General features: G+C 59.7%; 20 protein-coding genes and 2 pseudogenes. 10 read left to right on the top strand and 12 right to left on the bottom strand.

The features are described 5' to 3' along the window. Positions 1–51: 51 nt before the first annotated feature. From ruvB to aspS, 5 genes are all read right to left on the bottom strand, one after another. On the bottom strand, positions 52–1,104 hold the full coding sequence (ruvB, locus tag MCB86_RS03450; RefSeq protein WP_239609806.1) for a Holliday junction branch migration DNA helicase RuvB: 1,053 nt from the start codon (positions 1,102–1,104) through the stop codon (positions 52–54). Continuing rightward, positions 1,104–1,709 carry a Holliday junction branch migration protein RuvA gene (gene ruvA, locus MCB86_RS03455; protein ID WP_025241065.1) on the bottom strand — a complete coding sequence of 202 codons (606 nt, stop codon included), beginning with the start codon at positions 1,707–1,709 and terminating at the stop codon, positions 1,104–1,106. The genes ruvB and ruvA overlap by 1 nt, the downstream gene beginning before the upstream one ends. An 84-nt stretch (positions 1,710–1,793) precedes the next feature. Beyond that, positions 1,794–2,318: a crossover junction endodeoxyribonuclease RuvC gene (gene ruvC / locus MCB86_RS03460; protein ID WP_045162834.1), complete on the bottom strand. Its 525-nt coding sequence runs from the start codon at positions 2,316–2,318 to the stop codon at positions 1,794–1,796. Between the two features lie 157 nt (positions 2,319–2,475). Then, the gene (locus MCB86_RS03465; protein WP_239609808.1) at positions 2,476–3,222 is read right to left on the bottom strand and encodes a YebC/PmpR family DNA-binding transcriptional regulator; all 747 of its coding nucleotides are present in this window, start codon (positions 3,220–3,222) and stop codon (positions 2,476–2,478) included. 76 nt (positions 3,223–3,298) lie between these two features. Further along, the gene (gene aspS / locus MCB86_RS03470) at positions 3,299–5,074 is read right to left on the bottom strand and encodes an aspartate--tRNA ligase (protein ID WP_239609810.1); all 1,776 of its coding nucleotides are present in this window, start codon (positions 5,072–5,074) and stop codon (positions 3,299–3,301) included. A gap of 378 nt (positions 5,075–5,452) precedes the next feature. On the opposite strand from aspS, the gene MCB86_RS03475 reads away from it, so the two are divergent. The 3 genes and pseudogenes from MCB86_RS03475 to MCB86_RS03480 all read left to right on the top strand — a co-directional run. Further along, positions 5,453–5,923, top strand: coding sequence for a Dps family protein (locus MCB86_RS03475; protein WP_045162836.1), 471 nt, complete (start codon positions 5,453–5,455; stop codon positions 5,921–5,923). Between the two features lie 269 nt (positions 5,924–6,192). Continuing rightward, positions 6,193–6,510: pseudogene (locus MCB86_RS23020) on the top strand (cold shock domain-containing protein membrane protein); the annotation flags it as partial. Between the two features lie 108 nt (positions 6,511–6,618). After that, positions 6,619–6,831, top strand: a pseudogene (locus MCB86_RS03480) (cold-shock protein); the annotation flags it as partial. Positions 6,832–6,885: 54 nt separating this feature from the next. On the opposite strand, the gene MCB86_RS03485 reads toward MCB86_RS03480, so the two are convergent. After that, entirely contained in the window at positions 6,886–7,092 is a 207-nt protein-coding gene (locus tag MCB86_RS03485) for a SlyX family protein (RefSeq protein ID WP_045162838.1), read from the bottom strand. Positions 7,093–7,096: 4 nt separating this feature from the next. Next, positions 7,097–7,519 carry an HIT domain-containing protein gene (locus tag MCB86_RS03490; RefSeq protein WP_045162839.1) on the bottom strand — a complete coding sequence of 141 codons (423 nt, stop codon included), beginning with the start codon at positions 7,517–7,519 and terminating at the stop codon, positions 7,097–7,099. Positions 7,520–7,982: 463 nt separating this feature from the next. Here MCB86_RS03490 and MCB86_RS03495 point away from each other — a divergent pair, with 463 nt between their 5' ends. From MCB86_RS03495 to MCB86_RS03510, 4 genes are all read left to right on the top strand, one after another. Continuing rightward, on the top strand, positions 7,983–9,263 hold the full coding sequence (locus tag MCB86_RS03495) for an OprD family porin (protein WP_239609869.1): 1,281 nt from the start codon (positions 7,983–7,985) through the stop codon (positions 9,261–9,263). Between the two features lie 165 nt (positions 9,264–9,428). Then, complete coding sequence (locus MCB86_RS03500) at positions 9,429–11,144, top strand: proline--tRNA ligase (RefSeq protein ID WP_239609812.1); 1,716 nt, start codon at positions 9,429–9,431, stop codon at positions 11,142–11,144. An 8-nt stretch (positions 11,145–11,152) separates the two neighbouring features. After that, positions 11,153–12,100, top strand: a complete 948-nt coding sequence (locus tag MCB86_RS03505) for a hypothetical protein (protein ID WP_045162842.1) — start codon at positions 11,153–11,155, stop codon at positions 12,098–12,100. A gap of 42 nt (positions 12,101–12,142) precedes the next feature. Then, positions 12,143–12,685, top strand: coding sequence for a lytic transglycosylase domain-containing protein (locus MCB86_RS03510; protein WP_045162933.1), 543 nt, complete (start codon positions 12,143–12,145; stop codon positions 12,683–12,685). A 51-nt stretch (positions 12,686–12,736) separates the two neighbouring features. Here MCB86_RS03510 and MCB86_RS03515 read toward each other — a convergent pair whose 3' ends face one another. Continuing rightward, entirely contained in the window at positions 12,737–13,192 is a 456-nt protein-coding gene (locus MCB86_RS03515) for a TlpA disulfide reductase family protein (protein ID WP_239609814.1), read from the bottom strand. A gap of 34 nt (positions 13,193–13,226) precedes the next feature. Continuing rightward, positions 13,227–14,447, bottom strand: a complete 1,221-nt coding sequence (locus tag MCB86_RS03520; protein WP_239609816.1) for a virulence factor BrkB family protein — start codon at positions 14,445–14,447, stop codon at positions 13,227–13,229. Positions 14,448–14,608: 161 nt separating this feature from the next. Between MCB86_RS03520 and arsC the strand changes: the two genes are divergently transcribed. The 3 genes from arsC to MCB86_RS03535 are packed head-to-tail and all read left to right on the top strand — an operon-like array spanning position 14,609 to position 15,967. Continuing rightward, on the top strand, positions 14,609–14,962 hold the full coding sequence (gene arsC / locus MCB86_RS03525; RefSeq protein ID WP_045162934.1) for an arsenate reductase (glutaredoxin): 354 nt from the start codon (positions 14,609–14,611) through the stop codon (positions 14,960–14,962). Then, on the top strand, positions 14,959–15,564 hold the full coding sequence (gene wrbA / locus MCB86_RS03530) for an NAD(P)H:quinone oxidoreductase (protein WP_239609818.1): 606 nt from the start codon (positions 14,959–14,961) through the stop codon (positions 15,562–15,564). The genes arsC and wrbA overlap by 4 nt, the downstream gene beginning before the upstream one ends. Beyond that, a complete protein-coding gene (locus MCB86_RS03535) occupies positions 15,557–15,967 on the top strand; it encodes a DUF2069 domain-containing protein (RefSeq protein ID WP_045162935.1) in 411 nt (136 codons plus the stop codon). Before wrbA ends, MCB86_RS03535 begins: the two co-directional genes overlap by 8 nt. A gap of 201 nt (positions 15,968–16,168) precedes the next feature. On the opposite strand, the gene hda is transcribed toward MCB86_RS03535, so the two are convergent. The 3 genes from hda to MCB86_RS03550 form a co-directional block, all read right to left on the bottom strand. Next, positions 16,169–16,873, bottom strand: a complete 705-nt coding sequence (gene hda, locus MCB86_RS03540) for a DnaA regulatory inactivator Hda (RefSeq protein ID WP_045162846.1) — start codon at positions 16,871–16,873, stop codon at positions 16,169–16,171. Next, a complete protein-coding gene (locus MCB86_RS03545) occupies positions 16,870–17,958 on the bottom strand; it encodes an AI-2E family transporter (protein WP_239609820.1) in 1,089 nt (362 codons plus the stop codon). Before MCB86_RS03545 ends, hda begins: the two co-directional genes overlap by 4 nt. Before the next feature lie 135 nt (positions 17,959–18,093). Continuing rightward, positions 18,094–19,134, bottom strand: coding sequence for a DUF2066 domain-containing protein (locus MCB86_RS03550; RefSeq protein ID WP_239609871.1), 1,041 nt, complete (start codon positions 19,132–19,134; stop codon positions 18,094–18,096). Positions 19,135–19,284 lie beyond the last annotated feature (150 nt).

The following is a 19,284-nucleotide window of genomic DNA, read 5'->3' on the forward strand; positions in this document are numbered from 1 at the left end:
ACTAGTGCCAGGCCCTGCAAATGCCAATTGGGTGAAACAACAATATTTTTGTCACGCTGTGTCATTGTCGAAAAGGTCGCCTACTGGCGAATCGCTCAGGCGTTTCGGCAGGTTCAGACCGAAATGCAGATAGGCGTGACGAGTGACCACTCGCCCTCGCGGTGTGCGCATGATGTAGCCCTGCTGAATCAGGTAGGGCTCGAGAACATCTTCGATGGTATGACGCTCTTCGCTAATCGCCGCCGCAAGGCTGTCGATGCCGACGGGGCCACCATCGAACTTCTCGATCAGGGTCAGCAGCAGTCGCCGGTCTTGATGATCCAGACCACGCTCGTCGACATCGAGCATGTTCAAGGCGAGATCTGCAGTCCCCTGGGTAATCTCGCCATTGCCACGAACTTCAGCGAAGTCGCGAACTCTGCGCAGAAGCCGGTTGCCTATACGCGGCGTACCGCGGGCGCGCCGGGCTATCTCTAGCGCGCCGGCGGCTTCGATAGGCAAGCCGAGGATGCCCGCGGAACGTGTGACGATCGTTGCCAGATCGGCCGTGGAGTAGAACTCGAGACGCTGTACGATTCCGAAGCGGTCGCGCAGCGGATTGGTAAGCATACCGGCACGCGTGGTCGCACCAACCAAGGTGAACGGCGGCAGGTCGAGCTTGATCGAACGCGCCGCCGGCCCCTCTCCGATCATGATGTCGAGTTGAAAATCCTCCATCGCCGGATAGAGTACTTCCTCCACGATGGGTGACAGTCGATGAATCTCGTCGACGAAGAGGACGTCGCCTTCCTCCAGGTTGGTCAGCAACGCAGCGAGATCGCCCGGACGCTCGAGAACCGGCCCTGATGTGCTCTTTATCGATACACCCATCTCTTGGGCAATGATATTGGCCAGGGTGGTTTTGCCGAGCCCTGGCGGGCCGAAAATGAGCGTGTGATCCAAGGCCTCCTTGCGCGCCCTGGCGGCACGGATGAACAGATCCATCTGTTCGCGCACGACCGGCTGCCCGATGTAGTCAGCCAGACTCAGCGGGCGGATGGCGCGATCGAACTGCTCTTCGCGGTCACGGCCGGTAGCGGTAATCAGACGATCAGCTTCGATCACTAGACCATTCCCTTGAGTGCACGGCGGATCAGGTCTTCACTGCTCAAATCGTCTTCCTGTACGGCAGATACTGCACGACTGGCCTCCTGAGGTTTGAAGCCCAGGGAAATCAAGGCACTCACAGCATCATTCTCGGCGCTTGAGACTGCCACAACTCCACGAGGTTCCACCACCAAGGTAGCGATGGACGGCATGGTTTCCCACGCCTTGAAGCGATCCTTGAGTTCAACCAGTAAACGTTCGGCTGTCTTCTTGCCAACGCCGGGAATCTTCACCAGCACGGAGGTATCCTGTGCCTGGACACAGCGCACAAGCTCGTCCACCTCAAGCCCGGACATCAGCGCCAACGCCAACTTGGGACCCACGCCGTTGAGGCGAATCAATTCTCGGAACAGCTCGCGATCGCGCTTCTCGGCGAATCCGTATAACAGGTGCGCGTCCTCACGCACTACCAGATGGATGTGCAACGTCACCGTCTCGCCTATTGCAGGCAGACGATAAAGCGTGGTCATCGGCACCTCGACCTCGTAGCCAACGCCGTTCACGTCCAATATCAGGTGAGGCGGCTGTTTTTCAGCCAGGGTCCCGCGCAAACGTCCAATCACTGTGATACATCCTCTTTCGGCCGATAGTACGCAAGCAGACCGGTTGTTCTTTTTTGTCAGCCCCTAGCGCGCCAGGCATGGGCATTACAGCCGCAGGCGCCCGCTTCGACGCTTGGCGCCGCTCAGGCCATGTGGAATCAGGCTCTGCCGATGATGGGCGTGACACAAGGCGATCGCCAGCGCGTCGGACGCATCGATCTGCGGCTTCTGCACCAGTTTCAGTAGATGCATGACCATCATCTGTACCTGCTGCTTGTCGGCCCCACCCGTCCCGGCAATGGCCTGTTTGACCTGAGTGGCAGTATATTCGGCGATCTCCAGCCCCTGTTCCGCGGCAGCCACGATTGCGGCGCCACGTGCCTGCCCCAGCTTGAGCGCGGAATCCGCGTTGCGGGCCATGAACACCTGTTCGATACCCATGGTGACCGGGCCGTGCAAGCGGATCACCTCGCTGACGCCGGTAAATACCGCCTGCAGCCGGGCCGATAACTCACCGCTACCGGTGCGGATACAGCCTGATGCCACATATTCGCAGTTGCGACCGGTATCGCGTACGACGCCGTAGCCGGTGATTCGTGAGCCAGGGTCGATCCCCAGGATAAGCGTCATGCCATCGCCATTACTGTCTATTTATCCAGCCACCAGTATAAGGAGCTCCATGTGCCGCGACCAGCGACATAACGAATAGCCATGGCCAAACCGGCAAAAAGCCCAACAAAAAGCCGGAAGCTCCGAAGTCGCTTCCGGCTGCGTTGCTGCCAGCGGATCAGTCCAGCTGTTCCATGATCTCATCTGGAATTTCAGCGTTGTGGTAAACGTTCTGCACGTCATCCAGATCTTCCAACGCATCGATCAGACGCAAGACCTTCTGGGCCGTGTCCAGGTCGGTCAGCGGCGCGGCGATCGAAGGAATCATGGCGATATCCGCCTCCTCCGCCTTGAAGCCTGCGGCGCTCAGCGCTTCGTTGACTGCATGGAAATCGGCGAAACCGGTCGACACTAGGGCGGAGCCGTCCTCACCCATTTCCACATCGTCGGCACCGGCTTCCAGCGCGGCTTCCATCAGCGCATCTTCGTCTACGCCCGCAGCAAAGCTGATCTGACCTTTTCGATCGAACATGTAGGCGACCGAGCCGTCGGTACCTAGATTGCCGCCGTGCTTGCTGAAAGCGTGACGGACTTCCGCCGCGGTACGGTTACGGTTGTCGGTCATGGCCTCGACGATGATGGCGACACCGTTGGGCGCGTAGCCTTCATAGGTCAGCTCCGCCATGTTGTCGGCCTCGTTGGTACCGGCACCGCGGGCAATCGCGCGATCGATGGTGTCGCGGGTCATATTGGCGACCAACGCCTTGTCCACCGCAAGGCGCAGGCGCGGGTTGTCCGCAGGAATCCCTCCACTCTTCGCCGCAACGGTCAGCTCACGAATGAGCTTGGTGAAAATCTTGCCGCGCTTGGCGTCCTGACGCCCTTTCCGGTGCTTGATGTTGGCCCATTTGGAATGACCAGCCATAACTGCCTCCCTTTCTGATCAACTTTCATCTTGCTGAAACCAAGAGCCCAGGTTTCCCTGGGCTCCGGCGCCGCCGTCACTCGGCTTTCGGCTGCTCACGCAGGCGAATGTGCAACTCGCGCAACGCCTTGGCATCAACCGCCCCAGGTGCCTGGGTCATCACGTCCGCAGCACTCTGGGTTTTCGGGAAAGCGATGACTTCGCGAATCGACTGCGCGCCGGTCATCAACATCACCAGGCGATCGAGACCGAACGCCAGGCCGCCGTGCGGCGGCGCTCCATACTTGAGAGCGTCGAGCAGGAAGCCGAATTTCTCGTCCTGCTCGGCCTCGTCGATCCCCAAGATGCGGAATACGGTCTGCTGCATTTCCTTGCGATGGATACGAATCGAACCGCCGCCCAGCTCAGTACCGTTGAGCACCATGTCATAAGCCCTCGACAGCGCGCCGGCGGGATTGGCCTCGAGCTCTTGCGGCGTGCACTTAGGCGCGGTGAACGGATGGTGCAGCGCGGAAAGCGACCCGTCATCGTTCTCCTCGAACATCGGGAAATCGACCACCCACATAGGCGCCCACTCACAGGTCAACAGCTTCAGGTCGTGACCCAGCTTGATTCGCAATGCGCCCAACGCTTCGGAGACGATCTTGGCCTTATCAGCGCCAAAGAAGACGATATCCCCATCGACCGCACCGACGCGATCGAGGATGACGTTGAGCTTGTCCTCCGGAATGTTCTTGACGATCGGAGACTGCAGTCCCTCGACGCCTTTGGCGCGCTCGTTGACCTTGATATAGGCCAGACCCTTGGCGCCGTAGATGCCAACGAACTTGGTATAGTCGTCGATCTGCTTGCGCGGCATGCTCGCACCGCCCGGTACGCGTAACGCAGCAACACGGCACTTGGGATCATTGGCCGGACCGCTGAATACCTTGAACTCGACCTGCTGCAACTGATCGGCGACGTCGACCAGCTCCAACGGAATGCGCAGATCCGGTTTGTCGGAGCCGTAACGGCGCATGGCTTCTTCGAACGGCATGTGCGGGAACTCGCCGAACTCAACGCCCAGCACCTCCTTGAACAGCTTGCGAACCATGCCTTCGGTGATGCCGATGATGTCGGACTCTGCGAGGAAGCTGGTCTCGATATCGATCTGAGTGAATTCCGGCTGGCGGTCGGCACGCAGGTCTTCATCGCGGAAACACTTGGCGATCTGGTAGTAACGATCGAAGCCGGCGACCATCAGCAACTGCTTGAACAGCTGCGGCGATTGAGGCAACGAGAAGAAGGTCCCAGGATGAGTGCGGCTGGGCACAAGATAGTCACGCGCGCCCTCAGGCGTCGGGCGGCCGAGGATAGGCGTCTCGACATCAAGAAAGCCGTTCTCGTCCAGGTAGCGGCGGATACTGGTGGTGATGCTCGAGCGCAGCTTGAGCTTTTCAGCCATTTCCGGGCGGCGCAGGTCGATGAAACGGTAGCGCAGGCGGGTTTCCTCGCCGACGTCGCTGTATTCGTTGAGGGGGAACGGTGGGGTTTCCGCTTCGTTGAGCACTTCCAACTCATACCCCAACACTTCGATCGCTCCCGATGCCATGTTCGGGTTGACCGCACCGGCCGGACGCAGGCGCACCTTGCCGGTGATCTTGATGACGTACTCGCTGCGCACCTTGTCTGCTGTAGCGAAGGTCTCGGCACGATCGGGATCGAACACCACCTGTGCCAGCCCCTCACGATCTCGCACATCGAGGAAGATGACCCCGCCGTGGTCGCGACGGCGGTGAACCCAGCCGCAAAGAGTGATTTCCTGGCCGTCCAGGCTTTCGTTCAACTGGCCGCAATAGTGGCTGCGCATCATGGTGAGGTTCGCTTCTCGTATCTTGGAAATTCGTTGGATCGCTCGATTCGCGACTGGACAGACGGCGTCATCGTGGCGCTGCGCCTGGATGTTGCTCGTCGGCATTGAAAGGTTGAGCAACCGGCACAGAGCGCGCGGCTCTACCCTTTACGGCAAACAAGCCGCCCGACACAAGCGCGGGATTATATCTACATAATCGCTTCGACGCAGCCGGCGCCGATAGTCTTGCCCAATGGAAGCGATCATCGACGGAAGTTGAAACCAACCGCACCCGATAGCTTCAAACCAACAGCCTGCTACTCGCGACGTAGCGCCACTCGCCGCAGGCATTCATTTTCTGGCATAACTGCAACCCACTCATCAAACGGGAGAAAGACCATGGAAATCAATATTGGTATTGCCGAGCAGGACCGCGCAGCTATCGCGGACGGTTTGTCCCGGCTGCTGGCCGACACCTACACGCTTTATCTGAAGACGCACAACTTCCATTGGAATGTGACGGGACCGATGTTCAACACCCTGCATACCATGTTCGAGACTCAATACACCGAACTGGCCGTCGCCGTGGATGACATTGCCGAACGCATCCGCGCCTTGGGCTTCCCGGCTCCAGGCACCTATGCGGCTTATGCAAAGCTGTCGTCGATCAAAGAGCAGGACGGTATTCCAACTGCTGAAGAGATGATCAAACTACTGGTTGAAGGACAGGAGGCGGTCGTGCGTACTGCGCGCGGCATTTTTCCGCTGCTGGAAAAGGTCAGCGATGAACCCACCGCAGATCTTCTGACTCAACGCATGCAGATCCACGAGAAAACCGCCTGGATGCTGCGCAGCTTACTGGCTGCTTGATACGAGACGGCGAACTACCTGCACCTCGGATAGTCGCGAAGGCGGCTATCCGAGGCAAACCAACCAAGCGCCCCTTCCAGCAACCCAACCCGCGCCACCCGTCATATTCCCCTCACCGCAAGCCATTTGAGTGGCGCCCTCCTTTACTGTTAAATACGCGCGCCGCAGGCAGGCACCATCAAATACGAGCGATCACTGCCCCACGCTCAGTTTCTATTTGCCCAACGCCTGCTGCTTTCTGTCGTGCCATTTAACTGTGAGTTATTCGAATGCTTAAAATTATCCATGTGTTAGTGGGCGTTGCGGCTCTGGCGCTGTCATTCATACCCAGCCTCACCGGCGCAATATCGCCCCTGCTGCAGCCCGACGCATTGTGTCTGCTGTTCCTGGGTCTGCTGAACGTACAGTTCGCCTCATCTGCACAGCTGAACATAAGCGGGCGTCGCCGCCCCGTTCTTCTGGCCGCAGCGGTACTGCTGATCGCCGCGGTCGTGATTCAGGCTGCAATATTGCTGGTTCCCGTCGCTGCCATTGCAGGCCAGCCAGCCATGCTTGTCAGCCTCATGCTGACCTTTGTTGCCGTACTGCTACAACTGGCCACCGCGCAAGCTACAGACGTGCGCGCAACCGGCCACATCCCAGCCCCAAAGGCCACTAAAGGTCAGCCCAAGCGCGCCGCGTCGCCCGCCCCCGGTCGCGAGACAGGCACGGTCAAATGGTTCAACACCTCGAAAGGTTTTGGCTTTATTTCAAGAGACAGTGGCGACGATGTCTTCGTCCACTTCCGGGCGATTCGAGGCGAAGGCCATCGCGTACTGGTTGAGGGCCAGCGCGTCGAATTCGCCATCATGATGCGCGACAAAGGTCTCCAGGCCGAAGACGTGGTCGCCACCCAGTCAGGCGAATGACCCGCCGCGTCAGATCCTTATCAATCTGGCGCTTTAGCTTCCGCCGCAACCTTGCTAATAGTGCGGCGGAGGCGCCTCATCCTCGTCGCCACCCATTCTGCTCTGTATCTCTTCCTGCCGCCTGGCCAGCATGCCCAACTGCGCCTGCAGTCGCTCGACCGTACGCTGCTGCGCAATCAGCACATCGTTCAAGGTCTGAATCGTATCGTCCTGAAACGCAAGGCGCGCCTCGAGATCGGTGATGCGTTGCTCCAGCTCCATAAAGTCACTCCGCAAAACGGAAATTGTCAGTGAGCACTAATTTCAGCTTCTGTCTGATAGCGTCAACCTGCGCGTCACTATACGGGCTCGCCGGATGATGTCCCCAGACAGGCGCTGGCCAGGCAACGTCACCCCGACGCCTGGCGATCACGTGCATGTGCAGCTGATTAACCATATTACCCAGCGTCGCGACGTTCATCTTGTCCGCGCCAAAGGTGTCTTTCAGTGTCTCGGCCAAGGCCGTTACCTCTCGCCACAGCGCCTGCTGATCCGCCGGATCCAGCTGAAACAGCTCACTGACCTCTTCGCGACGCGGTACGAGAATGAACCAGGGGTAATTTGCGTCATTCATCAACAGCAAGCGGCATAACGGAAAATCGCCCAGATTTAACGTGTCCTGCTCCAGCCGTGAATCGAGAACGAACATAACGGCACTCCTGCTCATATCGAAAATCAGCGCAACCACGATGCTGCGCATAACACCGGTTTAAAGAATACCCCAACGCCCCGCTAGCAACAGCAAGCCGAGGCGCACCAAGCCTGAGCACGGCCAACACACCGAAGCCCAGATTTAGAGCGAGCCAGGCGCTATGGGCAGCAAGAATTGCGGTGAACATCAGCTTTGCATTTTTGTGCACGGTTATTGCTTTGAAGTAAAAAAAGCACTAAACGAGGGGGGAGAAAAACACAAATAGCTGGGTTAAGCTTGCTGGCGCTAGTTTCCCCAGCTACACAGTAATTCTCGGAAACAAAATTCCAGGGCTTGCTGCAGGTTTCGACCAGCTAGGAAACAAGGACTGAAATTGAGCTTGTATACCGAAAATAAAGATGCCTCTTTCCGGCGCACGCAGGAAAGCAAGCACCAATTTGAAACCAAAGGAGCAATCACGATGAAAGTGATGAAGTGGAGCGTAATCGCAATGGCCGTTGCGGCCGGTACGTCGCAAATGGCATTGGCGTCCAGCCAGTCCGAGTCGGAAGGCTTTGTGGAAGGCAGCAGTCTGACAATCCTGAATCGTAACCTGTATATGAACCGTGATGCTCGCGACAACGGCTTCGGTGGTACCCCTGCCGCCAATGGCCAGAGCTATCGCGAAGCGTGGGGCCACGGCTTCATCGGCACCTTCGAATCCGGCTTCACTCAAGGCACCGTCGGCGTCGGCGTCGATGCAATTGGCCTGCTGGGCGTCAAGCTTGACAGTGGCGAAGGTCGTGCTTGGCCGGACATATTCCCACGGGACAGCGAAGGCAAGCCGCAGGACGACTATTCCTCAGCCGGCGCAGCAGTCAAATTCCGCGTTTCAGACACCGTACTGAAGTACGGCACTCAGTTCGTGGCCCTGCCGGTCTTTTCAACCGATGACGCCCGCCTGCTGCCGGAAACCGCGCGCGGTGGCCTCATCACCAGCAGCGAGATCGATGGGCTCGAGTTGAACGTCGGTCGCTTTACTGCACTGAGCGCCAAATCTGAAGCAGACCATGACTCCGTAGGACTAAAAGAGATCAACCTCGTCGGCGGCACCTACGCGTTCAGCGACAGCCTCAGCACCTCGCTGTACTACTCGGACGTAAAGGACGCTTTCGAGAAGTTCTACGGCAACGCCAATTACAACATGGGCCTTGGCGCAGACCAATCGCTGGCTTTTGACTTCAACATCTACCAGACCGAATACGATTCGGAGTTCACCGGTACTGGTAGCGACGAAGACAACACCATCTGGAGCCTTGCTTCTACTTACGGCATTGGCGCTCATAAGTTCACAGTCGCGTATCAAAAGTCGCATGGCGGCTACAATACCAATGGCTATGTCTATGGCGTAGACGGTGGCGGCACCGTTTGGCTAGGCAACTCAGTCCAATACTCCGACTTCTACTATGAAGACGAGCAGTCCTGGCAGGTCCGTTATGACCTAGACATGGCTGCCTACGGTGTTTCTGGTCTTAGCTTCATGACCCGCTACGTGAGCGGTAGCAACATCAACATGGGTGCTGGCAACTCCGACGCTGAAGAACGCGAATGGGATATGGAAGCCAAGTATGTCTTCCAAGAAGGCCCTGCCAAGGATCTTTCCCTGCGCGTACGCCAGGCGTTCTATCAGGCCACCAATGGCCTGGATAACGACCTGAGCGATACCCGTCTGATCGTCGAGTACCCGCTGAGCATCCTGTAATACAGGAGGCCCACCAGCTGTAGCTCGTGCAACACAGGAAGCCCGGCACTCGCCGGGCTTCTTCGTCATAGCAGCCCAGCCAGCCGATCGATTCTGTACGCCACCGTGGCGCCGCCGTACAATGCCGAGCCATATTCATCGCTCTGCAAGGACACAACGGCCCACATGCGCACCAGTCAGTTCCTGCTCTCGACCCTCAAAGAAACCCCTTCCGACGCTGTGGTCATCAGCCACCAGCTGATGCTGCGTGCCGGAATGATTCGCAAGCTGGCTTCCGGTCTCTATACCTGGATGCCGATGGGGCTGCGTGCACTGCGCAAGGCCGAGGCAATCGTCCGGGACGAAATGAACAAGGCCGGCGCGCTGGAAGTGCTGATGCCGGCGATCCAACCTGCCGAGCTCTGGCAGGAGTCGGGCCGCTGGGTGCAGTACGGCCCTGAACTGCTGCGCGTGAAGGATCGCCATGATCGTGAGTTCTGCGTCGGTCCGACGCATGAAGAGGTGATCACCGATCTGGCACGCAACGAGCTGAACAGCTACAAGCAGCTGCCAATGAATTTCTATCAGATTCAGACTAAGTTCCGCGACGAGATCCGTCCGCGCTTCGGCCTGATGCGCGGGCGTGAATTCCTCATGAAGGACGCCTACTCCTTTCATGCGGATCAGCAGTCGCTGCAGGAAACCTATGACCGTATGCACCAGGCGTACTGCAACGTTTTCACCCGCCTGGGGCTGAATTTCCGCGCCGTACAGGCCGATACCGGCTCGATCGGCGGCACCGGTTCGCATGAATTCCATGTGCTGGCCGAGTCCGGCGAAGACGATATCGCGTTCAGCGACAGCTCAGATTATGCCGCCAACATTGAAAAGGCCGAGGCCATCCCGCGCGAAGCCGGGCGCGGCGCCGCCACCGAAGAGCTGCGCTTGGTGGATACGCCTAACTGCAAGACAATTGCCGCACTGGTCGAGCAGTTCCAGCTGCCCATCGAAAAGACCATCAAGACACTGGTCGTGCGGGGTGCCGAGAAAGGCCAACTGGTCGCGTTGATCGTTCGCGGCGACCACGAGCTGAACGAGATCAAGGCGGCGAACCTGGCTGAGGTAGAAAGCCCCCTGGTGTTCGCAACGGAAGCGGAGATCCGTGCCACCATGGGCGCCGGCCCTGGCTCGCTGGGCCCGTTGAATCTGCCTATCACCTGCATCGTCGATCGTTCGGTCGCGCTTATGAGCGACTTCGCAGCTGGCGCGAACCAGGAAGATAAGCACTATTTCGGCGTCAACTGGGAGCGCGACCTGCCATTGCCTGAAGTGGCCGATCTGCGCAACGTGGTCGCTGGAGACCCGAGCCCCGACGGCAAGGGTACGCTGGTCATCAAGCGCGGCATCGAGGTTGGCCATATCTTCCAGCTCGGCACCAAGTACAGCGAGGCGATGAACTGCAGCGTCATGGGCGAAAACGGCAAGCCGGTGGTTCTGACCATGGGCTGCTACGGCATCGGTGTTTCGCGCGTCGTTGCCGCCGCAATCGAGCAGAACTACGACGACCGCGGCATTCTCTGGCCGGATGCGCTAGCACCGTTCCAGATCGCACTGGTACCGATGAAGTACGAGAACCAGGCCGTTCGCGAAGCGACCGATAAGCTCTACGCGGAACTCACCGCTGCCGGCTACGATGTGCTGCTCGATGATCGTGACAAAAAGACCAGTCCCGGCGTCAAATTCGCCGATATGGAGTTGGTGGGCATCCCGCATCGCATCGTCGTGGGCGATCGCGGACTTGCTGACGGCACGCTGGAATACAAGCATCGTCGTGATACTGAAAGCCAGGCTGTGCCGGCCGCTGACATCCTCGAGTTCATCAATTCGCGCGCCAGTCGCTGACGGAAATCATGCTCAACCGAAGTGCTTCAACCTGCGCCATGCTTTGCATGGCGCTTTTTGTGGGTGGCTGCGCCAACCATCTGCCCCAACGCAGCGAACACGAAGCCCGTACCGAACGCAAGCTGCTTGACCACAGCCTGCGCATAGAAGTGGGTGCCCCGTTACTGGAATTGCCACAGCGGCGTGTTCGCGTGCTCGACCAGAAGACCTTCGAGGTCACCGATTTCGAGGTAACCCGCCGCTATGACCGCTATACGCCGTACCAGGCATGGCGCGAGCTGTACGAAATCCCACTGGGTAGCGTTGCGGTGGTCGCCGGAATAGGGGCCAATGTGCTCAACGTGGTCATGCTCGGTAACTTACCGGAGAGCGTTACTCGTGACTGGATCAGCTACGGCTTTGCGGGCCTTAACCCTTTCATCAATGTCGAATCCAATGGTCGCTCACAGCAGAACCTCGCCAGCCTCGACGAGCAACGCGGCGATGCTCGGCTCGAGTACTCCAGCCTGCCTTGGGCCGAGCGTCCGGTATTGGTCGTTGCAGGCCCCGAGACCCATGAGCTGAGTACCGACCGCAACGGCATACTGCGGTTGAATCTGCTGGATGGCCCATTCACCGACCAAGACATTAGCCAGGTCGGTAAACTCCAATTGCAGGTAGAAGATCCACAGGATGCGACCCGCGCCGACGCGATGTTGTTGGTCAGTCGCAACCTGCGTGGCAAGCTGCTCGAGGCCCACGACCTCATTTTCGACGATCTCGAAGGCGACGACGTCAACCAGTGGGTCCATCGCGTCAAACGACTCTCGGAGCTGGGGCTCGAGGAGGAAGCCAGCGAACTCGAGCAGAGCCTGATCGAACTGACCCACAACGATCCGGATCTGCAGCAGGAGTTTCTCCGTAGCCTGATGCAAGACGCTGGTCGCCAGGCCAGCGATCCGGGCGAAGACGACTGAGACCGCTCCCCAGTGAAAGCCCTACCCAGCCTATGGCTGCTGATGTTGATGGCTGCCTGGCCGATCTCTGCAGCTGTTCGCCAAGCACCCGAGCCGGAGCTGCGCGAGCTGATGCAGCGCACCGTATTGGAGGCCGAGAGCTTTGAGGATCGGTTTGACGCGGAAGTCTGGCTGCTGGACATGTCGACCCGTCTCAAACGCTACGTCCCCGATCCGCAAGAACGGCTGACGCTTTTGCGGCTGGTGCATCAGGAAGCTAGCAAGGCGGGGCTGAGACCTGACATGGTACTGGCGCTGATCCATGCCGAAAGCCGGTTCGACCGATTCGCCATTTCCAGCGTGGGCGCGCAAGGGATGATGCAAGTGATGCCATTCTGGAAAGCCGAACTAGGGCGCCCACAGGACAATCTCACCGACAACGCCACCAATCTGCGCTACGGCTGCACGATCCTCAGCTATTACCTGAAAAAGGAAAACGGTGATATCAATCGCGCTCTGGCTCGCTACAACGGCAGCCTCGGCAAACAGCATTACCCGGCGAAGGTCATCGGCTTCTGGCAAGACTTCTGGTACGTGAAGCCTTGATAGGCGCCTGCAGCAAAAAATAGCGCACTACCTTGTTTGAAAGCTTTAGACCTATCGCTCCAGCCGCTTCAGGTGAGTCTGGAGCCCTTCGGCAGTCTGCTCGCCAACCAGACTTTCGCGGACCGTTCCAGAGCCGTCGACGATGTAGGTCACCGGAAGTACCGTACTGCGTGGCAAGTCCAGTCGCTCGGCAGGGTCCACGCTGAGCACTCTGAAACCTATGCCCAGCGCGTCAGCCGCAGCGATCAATTCGTCCCCCTGAAGCCCGTCGAAATTGACCCCGAGCACGGTGATGTCGTCTCTCGATTGGTCCAGCGCGTTCAGCTCGGGAACCTCGGTACGGCATGGGCCGCACCATTCGGCCCAATAGTTGATCAACAACCACTGGCCTTCGAGTTGCTGCGACGTGACAGCGGCACCGTGTTGGTCGGGCCCCCAGTCTTCTGAGCAGCCAGCCAGCGTCAGGCTGATGAGCACACTGACTAGCCCAATGGATCGTTTGATCATCTTCGCTCCTTTGCGATGCCGGGCACCGGCTCGTTCATATCCGTCGCGCTTGCAGCCAGTCCGCGACACTACCACCGAACAGGCTGGCCTGCTCCTTCTCCAGCAGCTCCAGCGATTGCCGCAGCGTCGGATACCATGGCTCGTCCAGATGCTCCGGCAACGCGTGTCTGCCCGAGAGCGGCCAGGGATTACAACGCAACAATTGATCGAAGCTGTAATGGTTGAGATCGCGACATAGCACCCATCCGGATGACCCGGTCCGGCAGACGAGTTGCTCGCGCTCGAAGAACTCAAGGATCTCGTCCCACTCGTCCTCTGGCAGTTGCCAGCCATTTCGATGGGCGTCGCGCAGCCGCACCTCACGTCCAGCCAGTTGGCTTTCGTAAAGCACCCGCAGCAAACCGAGCATGACCAGCAGGCGCGGGACCGAGCGACGCCGCCATTGCTGGGACGAAGACATCCCGCATACCAGCTCCGCACCGAACAGCACGATCATCCAGGAAAGATAAACCCAGAGCAGGAACAGCGGCACCGCGGCGAAGGCTCCGTAGATCAGCTGATAGCTGGGGAAATAGCTGACATACAAACCGAACATCTGCTTGGCCGCCTCGAATAAAACCGCCGTGAAGCTACCTCCGACAATGGCGTGCCGTAGCGGCACCCGGGTATTCGGCACGGCGGCATAGATCAAGGTGAACGCAGCAATGCTGAGCACCAGTGGCATCGCTTTGAGCACGGTGCGTGCACCGATCAGTGCGTGCGGGCCGGAGATCAATGACAGTGAGGTGATGTAGGTGCTCATGGCGAACCCCGCACCCAGCAACAGCGGGCCGAGGCTCAGAATCGCCCAGTACAGAAGAAAGCTCGAGATGCCACGGCGTGGCTGACGCACCCGCCAAATCACGTTGAACGCTTTTTCGATGGTCAGGAGCATCATCAGTGCCGTCGCCATCAGAAAACCGACACCAAACCAGGTGAGCTGCCTTGCTTGATCCGTGAAGGCAACCAGATACTCCTGGATGGTTGCGCCCGTGGAGGGTATGAAGTTGCTGAAAATGTACATCTGGATTTGCTCGCCAACCCCCTGGAACGCTGGAATGGCAGACAGCATGGCGAAGGTCACCGTCATCATCGGCACCACCGCAAATAGCGTGGTGTAGGTCAACGCGGCGGCACTGTGTGGGCCGCGATCCGCCAGGAAGCGCTGCACCAGGAAACGGCCGAACTCTACGAAATCCTTGACTCGTTGCTGCATTCCATCCCCTTGGTGCCAATCGCGATTTTCGGACGCGCTTGTTCACAGGCTTATGACAACCGAAAGTCCATCTTCGCAGACAGTTACCTGCGACTGGCGTTTCAGGCCTCGCCATATTGAAGGTTACAATGGCTGCCTACACTGGCGCGAAGCAATTACAAATGACCGAACTGACCCTTTATCACAATCCACGCTGCTCGAAATCACGCGGCGCGCTGGAACTACTCGAACAGCGCGGCCTGACCCCGACCGTCATCCGCTATCTGGAAACACCTCCTTCGGCCACAGAACTCAAGCAGATTCTAGCTCGTCTGGGCATTGCACCCCGACAGCTGCTGCGTAGCGGTGAAGAGGAGTACAAGGCGCTCAACCTGACGGATCCAGCGCTCACCGACGCCCAGATCATCGATGCGATGGTCGCGCATCCCAGACTGATCGAGCGGCCGATTCTGGTTGCCGGCGATGTCGCAGTGATCGGCCGGCCGCCGGAGAAAGTGCTGGAGATCCTGCCGTGAGTGCGCCGTACATCTTGGTGCTGTACTACAGCCGCCACGGCGCGACGGCCGAAATGGCGCGACAGATTGCGCGCGGAGTGGAGCAAAGTGGCCTCGAGGCACGGTTGCGCACCGTACCGGCGATATCCACCGAATGCGAGGCAGTGGCGCCGACGATCCCGGCGCAAGGGGCGGTCTACGCCACACTCGACGACTTGAAGAACTGTTCCGGATTGGCTCTTGGCAGCCCGACCCGCTTCGGCAACATGGCCGCCCCGCTGAAATACTTTCTCGACGGCACCAGCGGGCTCTGGTTGACGGGGGAACTGGTGGGCAAACCCGCCGGCGTTTTCACCTCGACCTCGAGCCTGCACGGCGGCCAGGAGTCGACCTTGTTATCCATGCTGCTGCCCCTACTGCACCACGGCATGCTGGTGCTCGGCCTGCCCTACAGCGAAAACGCCCTGCTCGAGACCCGCGGCGGCGGCACCCCCTACGGTCCCAGCCACCATGCTGGCGCAGACGGCAAGCGTCTGCTGGATGAGCATGAAATCCACCTCTGTCGAGCCCTGGGCCAGCGCCTCGCGCAAACCGCCAAGCGTCTGGAGAATGACCGTGGCTAGAACGCCTAAACCACTCCCCTCCCTGGAATGGCTGACGCCCCGGGTAAAACTCAGCCGAGCAATAAGCCTGGCCAGCTTCATCGGCCTCGCTGTCCTGCTGACCATCTGGAATCTGGTTTTCGCCGACCTGCACGGTGCGCGCACTTGGGTCGTGGTCGGCATCCAGCTGATTCCGCTGCTTCTGGTCGCCCCAGGCATGATCTCGGGCAGCCCACGCGCTCATGCCTGGACTTGCTTCATCGTCAATCTCTACTTCATTCAGGGCGTACTCGCCGCCATCAATCCCGCCCGAGCGATATATGGATGGTTGGAGGCAATCATCAGCCTGACGCTTTTCGTCAGTGCGCTGCTCTATACCCGCTGGGCTTATCAGTACGAGCGCAAAGCCTCGGGCGAAAGCTGAGGCGGGCCCGCGGCACAGCAACAGTGCCATGAGAGAACGGCGCTGAAGGCGTCGTGTGCGAGGGAGTGGCCAGTTCGGTATTCGCTGGACCGAAGCCCACCCTACCCAGGCCTTCGCACTTCTCGGAGAAGGTTTCAGCGCACCCGCCCGACGTTCGGCCGCGCCAGCGGCTAGAACGAACGAAGCAGCTGCATCCTGCCCTTACCAGCCGAGCGTCTGCTTGAGAAACGGAATGGTCAGCTTGCGCTGCGCCTGCAGCGAGGCCTGGTCCAGCCGATCGAGTAATTCGAACAACGCGCTCATGCTGCGCGCACCGCGGGTGAGGATAAAGCGACCGACGTCATCCGGCAGATTCAAACCGCGGCGCGAGGCACGAAGCTGCAGGGCGCGCAGCTTGTCCTCGTCCGACAATTCCTGCAGTTGAAATACCAGTGAAAGGCTCAAGCGGGACTTGAGATCCGCCAGCTGCACGGCGATTTCTCGCGGAGAGGCATCTGCGGCAAGCAGCAAACGGCGGCCACTGTCGCGTAGTCGATTGAACAGATGAAACAGAGCTTCCTCCCACACCGGATCGCCCGCCACGGCATCCAGATCATCCAGGCAGACCAACTCGCTCTGTTCCAGATTATCCAACAGCGCCGGGCCATACTCAGCCACATCGGCAAGCGGCAGATACACGGCCAACTCGCCTCGCTGCTCGACGCGCAGGCAGGCGGCCTGCAACAGATGGCTGCGCCCGACCCCAGTACTGCCCCAGAGGTAGACCAACTCGTCGGACCAGCCGGTTTCCGGCGAACAGACCCGTTCGACGTAGCCCAGCGCAGCGGCATTGGCGCCCGGGTAGAAGTTGGCGAAGGTGGCATCGTCACGAAGACGGATGCCCAAGGGCAGTTGAATGGGTTTCATGGTTGGCGGGGCGGCTCGACCGGCGGCTCGGCGTAAAGGTCCGAGAGTTTATAGAGATCATGCACGTGACGCAGCAGAACCATGATCACCGCAGCCACAGGCAACGCCAACAGCACACCGGTGAACCCGAACAGCTGCCCGCCAGCCAGCACCGCGAAGATCACCGCTACCGGATGCAAACCGATCCGATCCCCAACCAATAACGGCGTCAGCAACATGCCTTCGAGCATCTGCCCGACCGTGAACACCGCCGCGACGCCCAGCAATGGATAGGGCTCGAGACCGAACTGGAACAGTACGGCGATCAGGGCCGCACCGATACCGACCACGAATCCCATGTACGGCACGATGCTGGCGAGACCAGCCAGCACGCCGATCAACAACCCCAGCTCTACGCCGACCAGCATGAGTCCGACGGAATAGACCACGGCAAGCGCCAGCATCACCAGCAATTGACCTCGCAGAAAGGCACCGATCACCTCGTGGCATTCGCGCATTAGCACCATGACGGTTTCTTCGCGCCGCCGCGGCAGTAACGACCGAAGCTTGGCCATGATCAAATCCCAGTCGCGCAACAGATAGAAGCACACCACAGGTACCAACAGCAGGTTCGCCAACCAGGCCAGCAAGGCGATACTGGAGGCCGTGGCCTGACTCAGAATGACCGCTACCACATCTTTGGTGCTGCCGAGATTGGCGGAAAAAGCGCTCTTGATCTGGTCGAAGCGCCAAAAGTCCTCATCGAGGCCGAACTGCATCTGCATCCAGGGCAGTGCCGTCATCTGCAACCAGTCGAGTCCCAACGGTGCCAATTGATAAAGATGCATCAGCTGCTTACCCAGCATCGGCACCAGTACCAGCAGTAGCACCAGACACAGCAGACTGAACAACGCGAACACCAGTATCACGCCCCAGGTGCGGGACAGTTTCCAGCGCTCCAGCCGATCGACCAGCGGATCACCCAGGTAGGCCAGCAGAATGCCGACTAGAAACGGCGAAAGAATGGGTGAAAGCTGATAGATCAGCCAGCCAAGCAGTAATAACGCCGCCAGCCATAGCCAGCGGTTGGTATGAGTGATCGTCATGGTCAAGACGCCTTGCTCCGGTTGATTCGAGGCCGCACGGCCACTGCAGGCGAAAGAGGAGGTTCGTAGCCGGCGGGCGCCGCCAATTGCAGCGCCCGCTCCGGTTGTATCGGGCATGGCGGCCCGCTCATACTGCTACCAGCGGTAGCGCAGCACCTCGCCCTGCTCTGCCGGTGGGATTTGCTCGGCAGCAGGCTGAACCGGCTCCTCGAGCGGTGCTTCGGCGTCGATCGGCTGTGCGCCGACCTCGCCAGCCGGCACGTCGGCGCCAAGCGGCGGCGCAGCGGCTTCATCGGCAGGGACCTCATGCAGCCGCGCCAATGCCAACTGCGCCCGCAATTGCTCCGGGCTGGCGTTGAGGCGATACACCAACCGGTCGCTTTCGACTCGCTGCAAGCGCGCACCGAAAGGTTCGAGCAGGCGATCCAGCTCGGCAAACCGATCGACATCGGCGCCCAGCACCTCGAGCGTGATCTCCGACGTCTCCCCTGGCGCCACCCGATACTGCGGCGCCAGGAACGTGCTGACTGCCAGCATCACCTCATCGGCCACTGCAGCCTGGCTGTCACCGCTCGCCTTGCCTTGCGTCTGCTGGTCACCGAGCCAGAGCCGCCAGTTGGCTTCCCAGGCTTCACCGGACTGTTTCGCCACCACCGCCAGCAGCCCATCGGCATCGTAGCGTTCCGAGGCTTCGCGGAGCGCCTGTGGTTCTTTCGCCGAGACGGCCTCGGTGGTGGCTGCGAGCTGCTCACTCAGATCGGCCAGTGGCAGACGTAACGGCAAGCCGCGATGCTGGGCGGCCGCGCGCAGTTCGGACGAACCTTCCTGCGCATCGCCGACGAGCTGCGAGCCTTCTGGCGACGTTCCCAGCCACCAGGTGAGAATGCTGGGGCGGTCAGCCCCCCACAACGACAACCCGGCGGACCGCAGCGCACGCTCGGTAGTGGTCGGGTCGAAGTTCACCACGACCGCATTGTCTTCATAGGCATATCGGCTGACGAGCTGTTGCGGATCTTTGCGTAACTGCGCAACGGCGGCCTGGTCCGCCTCGGCCTTACCCGTGAGGCGCAAGACCAAGGTATCGAATGCCTTGCGCAGCGCCTCCTCACGTTCCGCCGGCTGCTGGCTGGCAACCGGTTCACGCACCTTGTAAAGATCGCTGAGGGGCGCAGCCATGGCGTGGGCAGATGCGGCCACACCGCAGAGGGCGAAAAAAAAGCGGGGAATGAGGCGCATGGAAATACTCGCTGGCTGGCCAGTCGTGGGGAGCCGGTCGGTCGCGATGACGACCGGCCACGATGAATCAAGCGTTATACCTTAAACAGG

The organism is Pseudomonas sp. KSR10 (genome assembly GCF_022355455.1).
Taxonomy (GTDB): domain Bacteria; phylum Pseudomonadota; class Gammaproteobacteria; order Pseudomonadales; family Pseudomonadaceae; genus Stutzerimonas; species Stutzerimonas stutzeri_E.

Coding starts and splice junctions, on each gene's coding strand:
- ruvC (WP_045162834.1), bottom strand. CDS start 2,318: ATGACGCTTATCCTGGGGATCGACCCTGGCTCACGAATCACCGGCTAC.
- MCB86_RS03510 (WP_045162933.1), top strand. CDS start 12,143: ATGTTGATGGCTGCCTGGCCGATCTCTGCAGCTGTTCGCCAAGCACCC.
- arsC (WP_045162934.1), top strand. CDS start 14,609: ATGACCGAACTGACCCTTTATCACAATCCACGCTGCTCGAAATCACGC.
- MCB86_RS03505 (WP_045162842.1), top strand. CDS start 11,153: ATGCTCAACCGAAGTGCTTCAACCTGCGCCATGCTTTGCATGGCGCTT.
- MCB86_RS03545 (WP_239609820.1), bottom strand. CDS start 17,958: ATGACGATCACTCATACCAACCGCTGGCTATGGCTGGCGGCGTTATTA.
- MCB86_RS03515 (WP_239609814.1), bottom strand. CDS start 13,192: ATGATCAAACGATCCATTGGGCTAGTCAGTGTGCTCATCAGCCTGACG.
- aspS (WP_239609810.1), bottom strand. CDS start 5,074: ATGATGCGCAGCCACTATTGCGGCCAGTTGAACGAAAGCCTGGACGGC.
- MCB86_RS03490 (WP_045162839.1), bottom strand. CDS start 7,519: ATGTTCGTTCTCGATTCACGGCTGGAGCAGGACACGTTAAATCTGGGC.
- MCB86_RS03550 (WP_239609871.1), bottom strand. CDS start 19,134: ATGGCTGCGCCCCTCAGCGATCTTTACAAGGTGCGTGAACCGGTTGCC.
- MCB86_RS03495 (WP_239609869.1), top strand. CDS start 7,983: ATGAAAGTGATGAAGTGGAGCGTAATCGCAATGGCCGTTGCGGCCGGT.
- hda (WP_045162846.1), bottom strand. CDS start 16,873: ATGAAACCCATTCAACTGCCCTTGGGCATCCGTCTTCGTGACGATGCC.
- MCB86_RS03520 (WP_239609816.1), bottom strand. CDS start 14,447: ATGCAGCAACGAGTCAAGGATTTCGTAGAGTTCGGCCGTTTCCTGGTG.
- MCB86_RS03465 (WP_239609808.1), bottom strand. CDS start 3,222: ATGGCTGGTCATTCCAAATGGGCCAACATCAAGCACCGGAAAGGGCGT.
- MCB86_RS03500 (WP_239609812.1), top strand. CDS start 9,429: ATGCGCACCAGTCAGTTCCTGCTCTCGACCCTCAAAGAAACCCCTTCC.
- MCB86_RS03485 (WP_045162838.1), bottom strand. CDS start 7,092: ATGGAGCTGGAGCAACGCATCACCGATCTCGAGGCGCGCCTTGCGTTT.
- MCB86_RS03475 (WP_045162836.1), top strand. CDS start 5,453: ATGGAAATCAATATTGGTATTGCCGAGCAGGACCGCGCAGCTATCGCG.